This window comes from Acidovorax sp. (assembly GCF_046339755.1).
Taxonomy (GTDB): domain Bacteria; phylum Pseudomonadota; class Gammaproteobacteria; order Burkholderiales; family Burkholderiaceae_C; genus Acidovorax.
In genome coordinates, this window is record NZ_JBKDTZ010000395.1 from 1 (window position 1) to 16,361 (window position 16,361).

General features: G+C 67.4%; 15 protein-coding genes and 1 pseudogene. 2 read left to right on the forward strand and 14 right to left on the reverse strand.

The annotated features are described in order from the left end of the window. The 9 genes from ACK59X_RS33605 to def form a co-directional block, all read right to left on the reverse strand. A partial coding sequence (locus ACK59X_RS33605; RefSeq protein WP_409963679.1) for a Bug family tripartite tricarboxylate transporter substrate binding protein occupies nucleotides 1-629 on the reverse strand: 629 nt, incomplete at its 3' end. A gap of 107 nt (nucleotides 630-736) precedes the next feature. After that, a complete protein-coding gene (locus ACK59X_RS33610; RefSeq protein WP_409963681.1) occupies nucleotides 737-1,633 on the reverse strand; it encodes a LysR family transcriptional regulator in 897 nt (298 codons plus the stop codon). A 46-nt stretch (nucleotides 1,634-1,679) separates the two neighbouring features. Then, nucleotides 1,680-2,504 carry an orotidine-5'-phosphate decarboxylase gene (gene pyrF / locus ACK59X_RS33615; RefSeq protein ID WP_409963683.1) on the reverse strand — a complete coding sequence of 275 codons (825 nt, stop codon included), beginning with the start codon at nucleotides 2,502-2,504 and terminating at the stop codon, nucleotides 1,680-1,682. A 135-nt stretch (nucleotides 2,505-2,639) separates the two neighbouring features. Then, nucleotides 2,640-3,836, reverse strand: a complete 1,197-nt coding sequence (locus ACK59X_RS33620) for a phosphoglycerate kinase (RefSeq protein ID WP_409963685.1) — start codon at nucleotides 3,834-3,836, stop codon at nucleotides 2,640-2,642. Nucleotides 3,837-3,910: 74 nt separating this feature from the next. Then, the gene (locus ACK59X_RS33625; protein WP_409963687.1) at nucleotides 3,911-4,246 is read right to left on the reverse strand and encodes an AzlD domain-containing protein; all 336 of its coding nucleotides are present in this window, start codon (nucleotides 4,244-4,246) and stop codon (nucleotides 3,911-3,913) included. After that, on the reverse strand, nucleotides 4,243-5,076 hold the full coding sequence (locus tag ACK59X_RS33630; protein WP_409963689.1) for an AzlC family ABC transporter permease: 834 nt from the start codon (nucleotides 5,074-5,076) through the stop codon (nucleotides 4,243-4,245). Before ACK59X_RS33630 ends, ACK59X_RS33625 begins: the two co-directional genes overlap by 4 nt. Next, nucleotides 5,073-6,068 carry a methionyl-tRNA formyltransferase gene (fmt, locus tag ACK59X_RS33635; RefSeq protein WP_409963691.1) on the reverse strand — a complete coding sequence of 332 codons (996 nt, stop codon included), beginning with the start codon at nucleotides 6,066-6,068 and terminating at the stop codon, nucleotides 5,073-5,075. The genes ACK59X_RS33630 and fmt overlap by 4 nt, the downstream gene beginning before the upstream one ends. A 23-nt stretch (nucleotides 6,069-6,091) precedes the next feature. Next, on the reverse strand, nucleotides 6,092-6,592 hold the full coding sequence (locus ACK59X_RS33640; RefSeq protein ID WP_409963693.1) for a hypothetical protein: 501 nt from the start codon (nucleotides 6,590-6,592) through the stop codon (nucleotides 6,092-6,094). Continuing rightward, nucleotides 6,592-7,098, reverse strand: a complete 507-nt coding sequence (gene def, locus ACK59X_RS33645) for a peptide deformylase (RefSeq protein ID WP_409963695.1) — start codon at nucleotides 7,096-7,098, stop codon at nucleotides 6,592-6,594. Before def ends, ACK59X_RS33640 begins: the two co-directional genes overlap by 1 nt. Nucleotides 7,099-7,298: 200 nt before the next feature. Here def and ACK59X_RS33650 point away from each other — a divergent pair, with 200 nt between their 5' ends. Further along, complete coding sequence (locus ACK59X_RS33650) at nucleotides 7,299-8,525, forward strand: LysM peptidoglycan-binding domain-containing protein (RefSeq protein WP_409963697.1); 1,227 nt, start codon at nucleotides 7,299-7,301, stop codon at nucleotides 8,523-8,525. A 95-nt stretch (nucleotides 8,526-8,620) separates the two neighbouring features. Beyond that, nucleotides 8,621-9,790, forward strand: a complete 1,170-nt coding sequence (gene dprA, locus ACK59X_RS33655) for a DNA-processing protein DprA (RefSeq protein WP_409963707.1) — start codon at nucleotides 8,621-8,623, stop codon at nucleotides 9,788-9,790. 44 nt (nucleotides 9,791-9,834) lie between these two features. On the opposite strand, the pseudogene ACK59X_RS33660 reads toward dprA, so the two are convergent. The 5 genes and pseudogenes from ACK59X_RS33660 to ACK59X_RS33680 all read right to left on the reverse strand — a co-directional run. Continuing rightward, nucleotides 9,835-12,240: pseudogene (locus tag ACK59X_RS33660) on the reverse strand (DUF1631 family protein). Between the two features lie 17 nt (nucleotides 12,241-12,257). Beyond that, entirely contained in the window at nucleotides 12,258-13,211 is a 954-nt protein-coding gene (gene secF, locus ACK59X_RS33665; RefSeq protein WP_409963699.1) for a protein translocase subunit SecF, read from the reverse strand. 12 nt (nucleotides 13,212-13,223) lie between these two features. Beyond that, nucleotides 13,224-15,107, reverse strand: a complete 1,884-nt coding sequence (secD, locus tag ACK59X_RS33670; protein ID WP_409963701.1) for a protein translocase subunit SecD — start codon at nucleotides 15,105-15,107, stop codon at nucleotides 13,224-13,226. An 83-nt stretch (nucleotides 15,108-15,190) separates the two neighbouring features. Next, nucleotides 15,191-15,526 (reverse strand): preprotein translocase subunit YajC, encoded by a 336-nt coding sequence (yajC, locus tag ACK59X_RS33675; protein ID WP_409963703.1) that lies wholly within the window; start codon nucleotides 15,524-15,526, stop codon nucleotides 15,191-15,193. Between the two features lie 267 nt (nucleotides 15,527-15,793). After that, a partial coding sequence (locus ACK59X_RS33680) for a DUF6537 domain-containing protein (RefSeq protein ID WP_409963705.1) occupies nucleotides 15,794-16,361 on the reverse strand: 568 nt, incomplete at its 5' end.

Here is a 16,361-nt window from a genome sequence, read left to right on the forward strand (position 1 = left end):
CCCGATTGCTCCAGGAAGCGCACGCACTGGTCCTGCGCCACGGCGCGGTAGGGGAGATGCGTCATGAACAGCTTGCACTGCTCCTTGACCATCTCGCCGGCCAGGTGCAGCGAGGTGCCCACACCCGAGCTGCCGTAGCTGTACTTGCCGGGGTTCTTGGCGACCTTCTGCGTGAACTCGGCCACGTTCTTCACGCCTGCGCCGGGCGACGCGACCAGCACCAGGGGCTGCGAAGCCACGAGGCCGATGGCCGTGAAGTCCTTGACGTCGTACTTGACCTTCTTGGTCACCAGCTTGTTGATCGCGATCTCGTTGCTGGCGCCGACCAGCAGGGTGTAGCCGTCGGGTGCGGCGCTGGCCACCTTCTGGGCGCCGATGGCGCCGCCCGCACCGCCGATGTTCTCGATCACCCCCGGCACACCGAGCTTCAAGCCCAGTTCCTGCGCCACGGCACGCCCCGTGAGGTCGGTGCTGCCACCGGGCGGGTAGCCCACGACGATGGTGATGGGCTTGGAGGGGTAGGCGTCCTGCGCCAGCGCGGGCACGGCGGCAAAGCAGGAAGCCAGGGCGCACAGCAGTGCGGCGCGGCGCGCGAAATGCTCGGTTTTCTTCACAATCGAACTCCTCATCGGGTGGGGTCAGGGCTTGGTATGTAAGCCATTGTGAGAATGCTGACAGAGACCAGTGGTGCCGAAATGGCACCAAGATGTGCCGTTTGAGTTCTGTCTTTGCGGGGTCAGCGTTGCGCAAACGCCTGCCAGAAGGCTTCGGCCAGGTCAGTGAGCCGGCGCTTGGGCCGGTACAGGCGCACATCGAAACGCACCTCCATGCGCGCATCGCCGGCCAGCGCCAGGCGCTGCCCCTTGCAGTCGGCATGCACCAGCGACCACGGCAGCCAGGCCACACCCACCCCGCGCAAGGTGTACTCGTACAGGGCGTCGGGCGAATCGCACTCCACCACGCGCTGCAGCCGGGGCGCGTGGGGGTGGTTGGCCAGGTGGTCTTCGACCAGCCGGCCCAGCGCGAGCTGGGGGGCATAGGCCAGATAGGCCGTTGCCGGCGCCGCGGGGTCGAAGCGGTGCTGCGGCTGGCCTTGCGTGGTGGCGCGCGCAACGGGCACGAGCCGGTCGCTGGCCACCGTGACATGGCTGAACTGCCGGGCCTCGAGCCGCACCGCCAGGGCAGTGTGGTGGTAGACCAGCGAGAAATCCGCATCACCCCGTTCGAGTTGGGCCACCGTTTCGGCCAGGGAGCCGGTGCGGATGCACAGCTCGCTGGCATGCAATGCGCGCGGCAGCCGCACCAGCCAGTCGGCCAGCAGGGTGCGCGCCAGGGTGCGGCCGGTGACGATGGTCACGGTGCGGGCGGTTCGCCCGGCCATGCTCTGCAGTTCTTCGTGCGACTGGGCCAGGCTGCTTGCCATCTGGCCCGCCGTCTCCAAAAAGCGCTTGCCGGCGGCCGTGAGCGTGACCGGGCCTCCGCCCTTTTCCACCAGCGGCGTGCCGGCCCATTCTTCCAGCGCCCGGATGCGCCGCCCGAAGGCGGGGTGGGTGACATGCCGCAGCTCTGCGGCACGCGTGAAGCTGCGCTCCTGCGCGAGCACGATGAAGTCTTCCAGCCACTTCAGTTGCATCGAAGCTCCTTGCCGCAGTTTCCTGGCACCGACGGCGCAGAGGCCATCAGCCCTTGGCAGCTTCCAGCACGGCGCGCGTGCGCATGGCCTCGGCGCGCGCAGCGCTGGCAAAGTCCTCACCGCCCGAGGCATACAGGATGGAGCGCGACGAGTTCACGATGATCGGCCCGCCCTCGCGCAGGCCGGCACGCACCGTGGCCACGGCGTCGCCGCCCTGGGCTCCGACACCCGGGATCAGCAGCGGCAGCGTGGGCGCGATGGCGCGCACGCGCTCAATCTCCTGCGGGTAGGTGGCGCCCACGACCAGGCCCAACTGGCCGTTGCGGTTCCAGGGGCCCTGGGCCAGGCGTGCCACGTGCTCGTACAGCAGCGGCTCGCCTTCCACGCTGGACAGGCGCTGGATCTGCAGGTCGTCGCCACCGGGGTTGGAAGTACGGCACAGCAGGAAGGCGCCCTTGCCATGGTAGGCCAGATAAGGTTCGATGGAGTCGAAGCCCATGAAAGGCGACAGCGTGACGGCATCGGCCCCGTAGCGCTCGAACGCCTCCCTGGCGTACTGCTCGGCCGTGGAGCCGATGTCCCCGCGCTTGGCGTCGAGAATCACAGGCACGTGCGGCGCGTTGGCACGCATGTGCTGCATGAGGCGTTCGAGCTGGTCTTCCGCGCCATGGGCGGCAAAGTAGGCGATCTGGGGCTTGAAAGAGCAGGCCAGGTCGGCCGTGGCATCGACAATGGCGGCGCAGAAATCGTAGATCTTGCGCGCATCGCCCTTGAGCGCTGCAGGGAAACGGGTGGGCTCGGGATCCAGGCCCACGCACAGCATGGAGTTGTTCTGTGCGGACGCGTCGCGCAGCATGTCAAGAAAGGTCATGGCCCCGATTTTAGGCGGGCCGAGGCCGGAAAGCCGTCGGCGGGCCGCCCTCACCGGCCTTGCACAACCCTTCGGACATGAAAAAAGGCCGTCGCAACGGCCTTGATTCAAAGGAGAAGAATGTAACCAAATTGGTTATTTTGCAACTGCACGTTTTTCCAATATCTCGAAAGCCGGCAGCGTTTTGCCCTCCAGCACTTCCAGAAAGGCCCCCCCTCCGGTGGAGATATAGCCGACCTGTTTCTCGATGCCGTATTTGGCGATGGCTGCCAGAGTATCTCCACCGCCAGCGATGCTGAATGCCGGCGACTCGGCAATGGCGGCGGCAATCTCGCGCGTGCCATTTTCAAAGGCCGGGAACTCGAACACGCCGACCGGCCCGTTCCAGACGATGGTGCCGGCCGATTTGAGCTTGCCCGCCAGCTGTGCGGCCGTCTGGGGACCGATGTCCAGGATCATGTCGTCGGCACCCACGTCGGCGGCGGCCTTGGTGGTGGCGGGGGCATCGGCCGCAAAGGCCATGGCCGTCACCACATCGGTGGGAATCGGCACCTCAGCGCCGCGGGCCTTCATGGCGTCCATCACGGCGCGCGCCTCTTCCACCAGGTCGGGCTCGGCCAGGCTCTTGCCGATCGGCAGGCCCGCAGCCAGCATGAAGGTGTTGGCAATACCGCCGCCCACGATGAGCTGGTCGACCTTGTCGGCCAGGCTTTTGAGGATGGTGAGCTTGCTCGACACCTTGGAGCCCGCCACGATGGCCACCAGCGGGCGCTGGGGCTGGGCCAGGGCCTTGGTCAGCGCGTCGATCTCGGCCGAGAGCAGCGGGCCGGCGCAGGCGATGGGGGCGAACTGGGCGATGCCGTAGGTCGTGCCCTCGGCGCGGTGGGCGGTGCCGAAGGCATCGTTGACGAAGATGTCGCACAGGGCGGCCATCTTGCGCGCCAGTTCTTCCTTGTTCTTCTTCTCGCCCACGTTGAGGCGGCAGTTCTCCAGCAGCACGATCTGGCCCGGGGCTACGCTCACGCCATCGACCCAGTTGGAGACCAGTGGCACGTTGCGGCCCAGCAGTTCGCCCAGGCGCGTAGCCACGGGGGCCAGGGTGTCCTCGGGCTTGAACTCGCCTTCGGTGGGACGGCCCAGGTGGCTGGTGACCATCACGGCGGCGCCGGCATCCAGGGCCATCTGGATGCAGGGAATGGAGGCGCGGATGCGCGTGTCTTCGGTGATGGCGCCACTGTCGTCCTGCGGCACGTTGAGGTCGGCACGGATGAAGACGCGCCGGCCTTGGGCCTTGCCCTGGGCGCACAGATCGGAGAAGCGGAGGATGTTCATGGAGGCAGGGTTCCTGGATGGGGCACTGAAGCCCGCCATTTTAAAGGGGGCCGCCGCCCCCTCCAGATGCCCGCCTACCAGCCCCAGCCGATGTGCAGAGGTAGGTAGACCACCATGCCCACGACGATGGTGCCCAGGATGCCGCGCTTCCAGAAGTAGTAGGCGCTCGCCAGCAGCACGGCCGGCAGGCGCGCATCCTTGAAGGTGTCGAGCAGTTCGCCCTGGGTCATGAGGATCTCGGGCGCAATCACGGCCGTGAGCGCGGCCAGCGGCGCGTACTTGAGGCCACGCTTGAGCCAGTCGGGCAGGGGCAGTTCGCGCTCGGGGATCATGAAAAAGGCGCGCGACACCACGGTGATCACGGCCAGCCCGAGGATGGCGATGGTGATTTCGATCCAGTTGCTGCTCATGGGTGGCGCTCCTCGCGCAGGGGCACCACGTCGCCATCCTTGATGTGCTGCCGCTCCCCGGGTGGCATCACGCTGTCGGCAGGCACCAGCAGCATCTCGGGGTGGTGGTTCTTGCGGCGCCGGTCCACCGCCTCCATCAGCAGGCCCACGGCGACGGCGGCCGCGATCGCCACCAGGATGTTGAGCTTGAGGGGCAGTGCGAAGGCCGCCACGGCCGCCGTGGCCGCCACGCCCGTAGCCAGCCACGTGGCGCGGTCGAACAGCAGCGACAGCAGCACGCCCAGCAGCGCCAGCACGCCCGCAAAGCCCAGGCCCCAGGACAGGGGCACGGCATTGGCCAGCAGGATGCCGGCAATGGAAGGCACCTGCCAGGCCATCCAGTTGGTGGCGGCCGCCCCCCAGAAATAAGGCATCTGCTCGGGCTGGGGCTTGGGCTCCGGGAAGCGCTTCATGAAGGCCACGTAGATCACGTCGCCGCTGAAGTAGCCGATGGCCAAGCGCTCCCGCAGTGGACGGTGGGCAAAGTAGCTGCGCCACATGCTGCTGAAGATGACGAAGCGAAGGTTCACGCACGAGGCCGTGAGCCAGATCACCCACAGCGGCGCGCCCACGGTGAGCAGAGGAATCACGGCCAGCTGGGCGCTGCCCGCATAGACCACCAGCGACATCAGCAGCGCGAGCGACACGGACATGCCGCTCTTGACCATGGCCACGCCGGTGACGAGGCCCCAGGCCGCGATGCCCAGGGAGGTGCCGGCCATGTCCACGGCGGCCAGGCGGAAATGCGGATTGTGGACCGTGCCAGAGACCTTCTGCGCCAGCGTGCTCATGGCACACCGCCAGCGCCGGCCGCGACGCTGCCACCCAGCACGGCGCCAGGCTGCAGGTCGTCGAAGCCGCGCAGGAAGTCCGCGGCCGCCAGCCGCTTGCCACCGGCACGCTGCAGGGTGGTCAGGCGCAACCGCCCCGAGCCGCAGGCCACGGTGACGCCCGAGCCATCGGCGGCCAGCACCTGCCCGGGTACGGACCCGGCAGGGCCATCCTCCGCCTCGGCGGCGCCGTCCCACAGCTTGATGGTTTCGTCGCCCAGGCGGGTGCTGGCGCCCGGGAAAGGATCGAAGGCACGGATGCGCTGGCCGATGATCCGGGCGGGCAACGACCAGTCGATGGCGCTTTCGGCCTTTTCGATCTTGTGTGCGTAGGTCACACCCTCGGCCGGCTGCACCACGGGCGCGAGGCCGCCGCAGGCTGCCAGCTCGAGGGCCTCCACGGCCATGCGGCCGCCCAGCTGCGCCAGTCGGTCGTGCAGGGTGGCCGTGGTGTCGGTGGCCGTGATGGCCGTGCGTTCGGTGAGCAGCATGTCGCCCGTGTCCAGGCCGGCATCCATCTGCATGATGGTGACGCCGGTTTCGGCGTCTCCCGCCTCGATGGCGCGGTGGATGGGCGCGGCGCCGCGCCAGCGCGGCAGCAGGCTGGCATGGATGTTCAGGCAGCCCAGGCGCGGCAGGTCCAGCACCCACTGCGGCAGGATCAGGCCATAGGCGGCCACCACCATGGCGTCGGCCCGGGCGGCCAGCAGGGCTTCGCGCGCAGTGGCCGCGTCCTCGGGGTACTTGCCATCCAGGCGCAGGCTTCTGGGCTGCGCCACGGGAATACCGTGGTCCAGGGCACACTGCTTGACCGGGGAAGCCTGCAGCTTCATGCCCCGGCCGGCAGGGCGATCAGGCTGGGTGAGGACCAGGGGGACGGTGAAGCCGGCCTTCAGCAGGCGCTCGAGGGCCACGCGGGCGAACTCGGGCGTGCCGGCAAAAATGACGTTCATGGGGCTTTCTGCAACACGGACGATCAGTCGCGTCCTTTGTCGGTATTGGGAATATCGTCGGTGAAGCCGATGCGGCGCACCACCCCCGAGGGATCAAGGTGCACGTGCGCGAAGCGCGGGTCGGAGCCCTGCTTGAAGCGGTAGGTCCAGATGTCCCCGTTCCAGCGCGCCACCCGCTCCACGCGCAGCGGCGGGCCGAAGGTGCGCAGCAGGTCGGCCACAGCCCACTGGTCCAGCGGAATGCTCTCCAGCCGGGTCTGGGTGAGGACCTGTTCGGTGCGCACCAGGCGGCCGGCCGCATCGAAATCGAGGTTGTAGACCTCGGTGCCGGCAGGCAACTGGGAGTACATCAGCCGCTCACCCAGGGCCAGCGGGTGGACGGAGGTGGGCTGCCCCAGACGCGCCAGCACCTGGGCACGCGGGGTGCCCAGCGGCTCGCGCGAGGGCACGGCACAGCCCGCGAGCCCTGCCACCAGTGCCAGCACAGCGGCACCGCGCAGCACGCGGGGCGCCACCACGGCCATCAGCGGCTCTCCCGCTGCTGCTTGACCATCTTGGTCTTGATGCGGTTGCGCTTCAGGGGTGAAAGGTATTCCACGAACACCTTGCCCAGCAGGTGGTCCATCTCGTGCTGGATACAGACCGCCAGCAGGCCCTCGGCCTCGATGGTGCGCGACTGACCGTCGGCATCGAGCGCCTTCACATGCACCGCGTCGTGGCGCTCGACCCCATCGTAGATGCCGGGCACCGAGAGGCAGCCCTCGTCGTTGACGTGCTTCTCGGGACTGGCCCAGACGATTTCGGGGTTGATCAGCACCAGGGGTTCGTTGCGCCCCTCGGACACGTCGATCACGATCAGCCGCTCATGCACGTCGACCTGGGTGGCCGCCAGGCCGATGCCGTTGGCGTCGTACATGGTGGCCAGCATGTCGGACACCAGGGCCTTGAGGCGCTCATCCACGGCCTCGATCGGCCGGGCGACCTTGTGGAGCCGGGGGTCCGGGTAACAGAGAATGGGGAGAATTGCCATGGAATCGGGTAATAGATGTCGCTATTTTCGCCACTTTTGCCCCAAGCTGCAGATACTCAACTCAATAATCGTTGCCGAATCAAGGGCTTGAGCAGAGAATCTAAGAAGGTTTGTAACGTATTCGTCCGGCTGCTTGCATGTGCAACACAGTTCGGACGCCAGTGAGGGGGCGTTTCACAATGCATCAGAAAAGGAAACACATGACGGCATTCACCAGCGCGCGGCGAACCGCCCTGGGCGCCCTGACCGTGGCCGCAGGCGCTTTGCTCGTCGCACCGGCCCAGGCGCAAAATCATCCCATTTCCGGCCAGCAGCGAGCCAAAGCGCAGGAAGTGTCGCAGCGCGGCGTTCCTGTGGCCGATCTGTCGCCCAACGCGCCCGACGTGTACGTGGTCAAGCGCGGAGACACTCTGTGGGGCATCTCCGGGCTGTACCTCAAAAGCGCCTGGCGCTGGCCCGAGCTGTGGGGCATGAACCTGCAGGCCCTGCCCAACCCGCACCTGATCTTCCCTGGCCAGACGCTGTACCTGGACAAGGACGGTGGCTATGCGCGCCTGCGCACCACCGCCCCGGGCAGCCTCGGCTCTTCCGACACGGTCCGTGTTTCTCCCAGCACGCGCAGCGACAGCCTGGCGAGCACGGCACTGCCGACGCTCAAGCCGCACCTGATCGAGCCGTTCCTGGTGGAGCCCATCGTGGTGGATGCCAGCGTACTGCAACGCGCCCCGCGCGTGATCGCCACCCAGGAAGAGCGCGTGCTGATGGCCAGCGGAGACCGCGCCTACGTGCGCGGCGATGCCGCCACGCCGCTGACGATAGAGCCGGGCGAGCCCCGCCAGTTCCGCGTGTTCCGCGATGCGGTGGCGCTCAAGGATCCCATGACAGGCGAGATCCTGGGATACGAAGCCCAGTACCTGGGCAAGGCAGAACTGGTGCGCGGCGAGAGCTTCGAGAAATCCTCCAACGGCAAGGGCGGCATCCAGACCGACTACGTTCCCGCCACGGTGGACCTGACAGCGGCCAAGGAAGAGATTCGTGCTGGCGACCGGCTGCTGCCCGCCCCCGCACGCGAGTTCATCAGCTATGTACCCCGTGCGCCCCGGAACGACGCAGAGGCGCGTGTGGTCTCCATCTATGGCAGCTCGGCCTCCGGCGCGTCGGCAGGCTCGGCCGGCCAGAACCAGGTGGTGGCCATCAACCTGGGCACCCGTGATGGCATCGAGGCCGGCCATGTGATGCGCCTGCTGACCAAGGGCGACGTGATCAAGGACAAGACCGACCCGAAACTCCCGATGGTCAAGCTGCCCAGCGAGAGCAATGGGCTGGCCATGGTGTTCCGCACCTTCGACCGGGTCTCGTACGCACTGATCCTGGAGATCCGCACCGGCGTGCGCGTGGGCGACCGTCTGGTCAGCCCGCAGGAGTGATTCGCCGGCGCATCCACCGCCCTGCAGCCGGCATGGTGCCCGGCATGCGGGGGGATGCGCCAGGCCCTTGAAGCCACCCAGGCCACGCCATGTCCATGGACCACGACGAGTTGCAGGCCTGGCTCAGGCTGACGCTGTCGCGTGGCGTGGGCAATGCTGCCGCACGCCTTCTGCTGGCCCGGTTCGGCCTGCCGCAGGCCATCTTCGATCAATCGGAAGCGGCCTTGCTGGAGTGCGTGACCCCGGCCCAGGCCAAGGCCTTGCGCGCCATCCCGCCGACCTTGGCGGACCTGGTGGAAACCACCTGGGAATGGCTGCAGGATGCCCCCGAGCCGGGCACTGCAGCCCGCACGCTGCTGACATTGGGCGACGCCGGTTATCCGCGCGCCCTTTTGAACACCGATGATCCCCCGCTGCTGCTGTACCTGATGGGTCCCGCAGCAAGCCTGGCGTGCGCCCATCCGCTGGGCGAACGGCCTTGCCTGGCCGTGGTGGGCAGCCGCAACCCGACGGCCCAGGGCGCGGAGCATGCCCGGCAGTTCGCAAAATCCTTGCATGGCGCCGGCCTCACCATCGTCTCGGGCCTGGCGTTGGGCGTGGACGCCGCTGCCCACGAGGGCGCACTGGAAAGTGCCGGCCTGGACGAAGACCATCCGGCGACGATTGCGGTGGTCGGAACCGGCCTGGACCGGGTCTACCCGGCCGCCAACCGGGCGCTGGCGCACCGCATCGCCCGGCAGGGGCTGCTGGTGAGCGAGTATCCGCTGGGCACGCCACCGCTGGCGCCCAACTTCCCCAAACGCAACCGCATCATCTCGGGGCTCTCGCAGGGCACGCTGGTGGTCGAGGCGGCCCTCGCGTCGGGCTCGCTGATCACCGCGCGGCTGGCGGCCGAGCAGGGCCGCGAGGTGTTCGCCATCCCGGGCTCCATCCACTCGCCCCAGTCCCGGGGATGCCATGCCCTCATCCGCCAGGGTGCGAAGCTGGTGGAGTCGGCGCAGGACGTGCTGGAGGAGCTGCGCCTGCCCGCTGCGTCCGCAGCCCCGGCGAGCGCTGTGGGTGCGCCAGGCCTCGGGCGCGGACACCCTCGGCAGGACAGCCCCTTGCTGCAGGCCCTGGGATTCGACCCCATGGGCCTGGACGCCCTGCTGGCGCGCACCGGCATGGATGCGGCCAGCCTGCAGGTGCAGTTGCTGGAACTGGAACTCTCCGGCAATGTGGCGCGCCTGCCCGGAGGATTGTTCCAGCGCATGGGCGCGGCATAGCGTGTACCGCAGGCGCCGGCCAAGGCAGCGCCGCAATTCGCCGGTCAGCCCAGCAGGCGCTCCGGATTGGCGTCCAGCTTGGCCAGCGCGTCGCGCGTGGCGCGCGTGGTGATGCCTTCTTCGTCCTGCGCGACGAGCAGGCCCGCCTGCAGGTAGGCCGCCAGGCGGCGCAGCTGGATCAGGTAGCTGCTGCCGTCCACCGCGGCGAACAGGTGCAATTGCTTGCGCTGGCTGTGCCAGGCGTACTGCACCTGGGCCGATGCGCCGTTGTGGTCCAGCGTGTACCAGGTGCCCGGCTTGAGTTCCTGTGCCCAGACGACCATGCCCTCGTCCACCGGCGCGCCGTTGTCGGCCACGACGTGGATGGACGAGGCATCGATGCCCAGCATCATCTCGATGTTGTCGGCATTGAGCGGCATGTCGCCCAACGTCGCATCGTTGATGAAGTCCTCGAGGTTGGCCAGGCGCTTGGCCATGGCATCGATGTGGGCCTGCGGGATCGATGCCGTCTTAGACAGGAAGGCATCGGCCAGCGTGTCCGTGAGCGTCTTGATCAGGGCGTCCTGCGGCGCATCGTGGATGCCCATCAGCGCCAGGCCCTGGCGCAGGCGCTGCAGCAGCCCCGGCAGGTTCTGGATCACCTGCGCGCGGTCGCTGCGGTTGGGCTTGGCACTGGCCGCCCACACCAGGTCGGCCGCCGTGCGCTTCAAGGTGATGGTGTCGGCATGCTGGGCGCCATCGCGCACGGCCGACAGGGCCAGCACCTCGGCCCAGGTCTTGAACAGGAACTCACGGATCTCGTCGCGCACCGGCATGTCCTTGAGCATGGTGCGCATCTCGATCGTGTACTGGATCGCCAGGGTTTCCTTCTGCTCGACCTGCTGGGCCACACTGACCAGGCGCGAGGTGGACTGCTTTTCGGTGAGGAACTTGGACAGGAATTTCTCGAACTCGTCGTAGACCAGCTGGAACACGCGGCGGCCGGTCTCGGGGTACTGCTCGATCACCTGCACCACGCGGCGGATTTCGGCTTCGAGCGCGCTGCCGTTGATGCTGGTGGAGTCGAAGCCCATCACGCAGGCGCCCATGCGGTCGATCAGCTGGCGCGCGGGGTGGTCCAGGTTGCTGAAGAACTCGGGCTCGGCCAGGGCCACGCGCAGCACCGGCACCTGCAGGCGCGCAAACCACACGCGCACGGCAGGCGGGATGCGGTCTTCGGCCAGGATGCTCTGGAACATCAGGGCCACGACCTCGATGATCGCCTTTTCACCGGCCGTGGAAGCCTTGTTCTTGAACTCGGTGGAGCGCTCGCGCACGGCACCGGCCAGCTGGACCACGGCCGCCGGGCTGTATTACTCCATGAGCGAGGCAACGCCGCTGGAATAGGTCTCGGCCTGCACGCGCTGCGCCGACAGGGCATGCGCCAGGGCCGCCGAGGCCGGCGGTGCCTTGACCATGTCGAAGCCCGTGGCGGGCTGGGTGAGCAGGCGGCGCAGCTGGCCCATGACGCCCTGGGCGCGCTGGCGTGCGCGGATCAGCGGTGTCATGCCGGTGGCAAAGCCCATGCCCATGCCCATGCCACCCGGCGGCATGGGATAGCCCGGCCCCTGGGGCATGCGCTGCCCGTGCATGTGCGGACCCGGCTGCATCTGCTGCGGGTACATGCCCGCCGGGCCGCCCGCCTGGCGGCCGGCTGCCATCATCGCTTCGCGCGACTGGGCCAGCGCCTGCGACGCCAGGCCGCCGGGACCGGTGTCACCACCCACTCCACCGCCGCCGGTGGCCCCGCCCCCCGTGCGCTTTACCCGCGAGCGCAGGTCGGAGGGTACGGCCACACCCTGTTCCACATAGAAGGTATTGGTGGCCTGGTACTGCTTTTGCAGCACGTTCGCCAGCTCGCGCTGCAGCGGGTCCACCACGGTCAGCAGGTCGGTGCGCGGCAGCCCCGCTTCCACCCACTGCTGCACCAGCAACAGGCAGATGGTTTCGGGGCGCAGGATGTCGCTGCTGTCGATCTCCTGCCCTTCGAGCGACTGGGTGCGCTGGCGCACCGCATCGAAGTGCTGGCCCGCCTGCTCGGCCACGGTCAGCGCCATGCGCGAAGCGACGATCTTGTTTTCCACCACGTCGTCGCTGAGCAGCTCGAACGACAGGTTGTTGCCGCCCGCCGCAGCCAGGCCCGGCCGCGCGCTGGTGTGCGGCGCCAGCGCTTCCTGCCATGCCTGGCTGGTCGCCGACACCCACTTGGCGTGGTGCTGCTGGTACAGCATCCAGGTGTCGCGGCGGGACTGCATCTCGCGCGCCGTGCCGGTCTGCGCGATCAGCACACCCAGGAAGTCAGCGACGGTCTTGTCCAGTTCCGCCATCCCTGCGCAGATCCCCTCGACGAACCGCTGGCGCGCCAGGCGTGCCAGGCGGCGCTGCGGCGAGGGGGCAGGGGAATTTTGCATGCGCCAATATTAGCGGTTCAAACGGTAGCCCCGGCGTTGGGGTCGTTGGGATCGCCGTCCTTTTTGGTGGTGGTCTTGATCAGGTCTTCACGCTTGACGCCCAGCCACATGGCGATTGCCGCAGCCACGAACACCGACGAGTAGATACCGAACAGGATACCAATGGTCAGCGCGAGTGCAAAGTAATGAAGGCTCGGCCCGCCGAAGAAGAACCTCGACAGCACCATCGCCTCGGTGGAGGCGTGGGTGATGATGGTCCGGCTCATGGTGCTGGTGATGGCGTGGTCGATCACCTCGTGCGTCGTCATCTTGCGGTACTTGCGGAAGGCCTCGCGGATCCGGTCGAAGATCACCACCGATTCGTTGACCGAGTAGCCCAGCACGGCCAGCACGGCCGCCAGCACCGAGAGCGAGAACTCCCACTGGAAGAACGCGAAGAAGCCCAGGATGATCACCACGTCGTGCAGGTTGGCGATGATGGCCGCGACCCCGAACTTCCACTCGAAGCGAAAGGCCAGGTAGATCACGATGCCCAGCACCACCATGCCCAGGGCCATCAGGCCGCCGTGCACCAGCTCCTCGCCCACCTGCGGTCCGACGAACTCGGTGCGGCGAAGCGTCACGTCTGCGTCGGCAGCCTTGAGGGCCGTCAGCACGCGTTCGCTCTGTTGCGCGGAAGTCACGTCCTTCTGCACGGGCAGGCGGATCATCACGTCGCGCGCCGAGCCGAAGGTCTGCACCTGCACATCCGGGTAGCCCAGCGCCGACACCGTCTCGCGCACCTTGGACAGCTCGGCAGGCTGGCTGTAGGCCACTTCCATGACCGTGCCGCCCGTGAACTCCACCGACAGGTGCAAGCCGCGCGTGAGCAGGAAGAACACGGCCAGCGCGAAGGTGATGAAAGAGATCGCGTTGAAGATCAACGCGTGCTTCATGAAGGGGATGTCTTTTTTGATGCGGAAGAATTCCATGGCCGTTGCCCCTTAGTTCGTTTTGGCCACAGCGGTATCGGCGTCCGGCTTCCAGATCTGGCCGATCGATACGCTCTTGAGCTTCTTTTTGCGCCCGTACCACAGATTCACCAGGCCGCGCGAGAAGAACACGGCCGAGAACATGCTGGTCAGGATGCCGATGCAGTGCACCACCGCAAAGCCGCGCACCGGGCCGGAGCCGAAGGCGAGCAGCGCCAGGCCCGCGATCAGCGTGGTCACGTTGGAGTCCAGGATGGTCGCCCAGGCGCGCTCGTAGCCCGCATGGATCGCCGCCTGCGGCGACAGTCCGGCGCGCAGTTCCTCGCGGATGCGCTCGTTGATCAGCACGTTGGAGTCGATCGCCACGCCGATGGCCAGTGCCATGGCGGCGATGCCGGGCAGCGTGAGCGTGGCCTGCAGCATGGACAGGATCGCCATCAGCAGCAGCACGTTGACGGCCAGCGCCACGCTGGAGAACACGCCGAACAGCATGTAGTAGAAGCACATGAAGGCCGCGATGGCCACCAGGCCCCAGACCACGCTGTGGATGCCGCGTTCGATGTTGTCGGCACCCAGGCTCGGGCCGATGGTGTATTCCTCGATGATCTCCATCGGTGCGGCCAGCGAGCCGGCGCGCAGCAGCAGCGCCGTGTCATTGGCCTCGGCCGTGGTCATGCGGCCCGAGATCTGCACCCGGCCGCCACCGATTTCGCTGCGGATCACGGGGGCCGTGACCACTTCGCCCTTGCCCTTTTCGAAGAGCACGATGGCCATGCGCTTGTTGATGTTCTCGCGCGTGACGTCGCGGAAGATGCGCGAGCCCTTGGCGTCCAGCGTGAGGTTCACGGTGGGCTCCTGGGTCTGGCCGTCGAAGCCCGGCTGGGCATCGGTCAGGTTCTCGCCGGTCAGGATGACCTGCTTCTTGACCACGATGGACTGGCCGCCGCGATCAGGATAGCGCTCCGAACCGAACGGCACCGGGCCGCGGCCCGATTCTGCCGCGCGGGCTTCGGTGCCCTCGTCGACCATGCGCACTTCCAGCGTGGCGGTGCGGCCCAGGATGTCCTTGGCCTTGGCCGTGTCCTGCACGCCCGGCAACTGCACGACGATGCGGTCAAGCCCCTGCTGCTGGATCACGGGCTCGGCCACGCCCAGCTCGTTGATCCGGTTGTGCAGGGTCACCATGTTCTGCTTGAGCGCCTGCTCCTGCACGCGGCGCGTGGCCTCGGGCTTGATGGTGGCGCGCAGCTTGAACTCGCTGCCATCGGGCACGCTGGTGGCCACCAGGTCGGGGAACTGGTCGCTGACCAGGTTGCGCGCCGCTGTGAGCGTGGCCTCGTCGCGCAGGCGCACCTCCACGGCCTGGCCATCGCGGCTGATGCCGCCATGGCGGATGTTCTTGTCGCGCAGCAGGGTGCGCAGGTCGCCGGCATAGGACTCGGCCTTCTTGGTCAGCGCGGCCTGCATGTCCACCTGCAGCATGAAGTGCACGCCACCGCGCAGGTCCAGCCCCAGGTACATGGGCATGGCATGGATCGAGGTCAGCCACTTGGGCGACAGCGAGAACATGTTGAGCGCCACCACGTAGGAGGCATCGGACTCATTGGGAACCAGAACCTTCTGGATCGCATCCTTGGCCTTGCCCTGGGTGTCCACCGAGTCGAGCTGCGCGCGCACCGAGTTGCCCTCCAGGCTCACGGACACGGGCGTGATGCTGGCCGCCTTGAGCGCCTCTTCCACCCGCTGCAGCACAGCGGTGTCCACTTTCACGGAAGACTTGACGGCAGAGACCTGCACCGCAGGCGCCTCGCCGAAGAAATTGGGCAGGGTGTACAGGGTCCCCACCAGCAGCACGATCACCAGGATCGCGTACTTCCACACCGGATATCGGTTCATGATCGCGCTCTTGCCTCTTGGAAAGCTTCAGGGGGCGCCGCCCTTTCGGGCCGGGGCGCCCCGGACACAGGGGGCTTGCGGCCTTACTTGACCGAGCCCTTGGGCAGGACCTGCACCACGGCGCTGCGTTGCAGCTGGATTTCCACGCCATTGGCGATTTCCAGGTGCAGGAAGCCTTCGGACAGGCGCGTGACCTTGCCCACGATGCCACCCGCCGTGGCCACCTCATCGCCCTTGGCGATGGCATCGATCATGGCGCGGTGCTCCTTCTGGCGCTTCCTCTGGGGGCGGATCATGACGAAGTACAGCACCACGAACATGAGCACCAGGGGCAGCATGCCGGTGAGCGAGGACATCATGTCGCCACCGCCCGCGGCAGCGGCGGGAGCGGTCTGGGCAAAAGCAGAAGAAATAAACACGGACGGAACTCCACAACGGATGGTCAAAACACACTGAAAACCGCCTGCAGACAGCACTTGTGCGCTCACTGGGCGGAACAGGACATTGTATGCGGGCCCCCGCCACGCGCCCAAGGGGTATGACCCAAGGTGGCAGCGGGTGTTTGTTACCCTCCACAGAATGCCGTTTCAGGCAGGCCTGCAGCGGGCAGAGCGCTACACCCCTGATAGCAAAAAGCCCGCGCAAGCGCGGGCTCTCCGGTCAAGATGCGGCCAGGCCGCCGGACTTCAAGCGGCCTGGCGCTCGACCGGCACCGCACCGCCCCGGCGCCATTGGGCCATCAGGCCATCCCACTTGGGGCGGGCCGCAGCCAGGTGGCGCTCCTTCACATGGCCGTAGCCGCGGATGTCTTCGGGAATGCGTGCGATCTCCACGGCCAAGGCCAGGTTGTCGGCCGTCAGGCCCTTGAGCAGCTCCTCGATGCAGGCGCGGTACTCCACGATCAGCGCGCGCTCCATGCGGCGCTCCTCGGTGCGGCCGAATGGATCGAAAGCGGTGCCGCGCAGGCCCTTGAGCTTGGCCAGCACGCCGAAGGCGCTGCGCATCCAGGGGCCGAAGGGCTGCTTGACCAGTTCGCCGCGCTCGTTCCTCTTGGCCGTGATGGGCGGCGCGAGGTGGTGCACCAGCTTGTAGTCGCCTTCGAACATGTTGGCGATCTTGTCCGTGAAGGCCCGGTCGGTGTGCAGGCGCGCCACCTCGTACTCGTCCTTGTAGGCCATGAGCTTGAACAGGTTCTTGGCCACGGCCTCGCTCAGCGTGGTTTTGCCCAGCGCGCTTTCCGCCTGCTGTACCTGC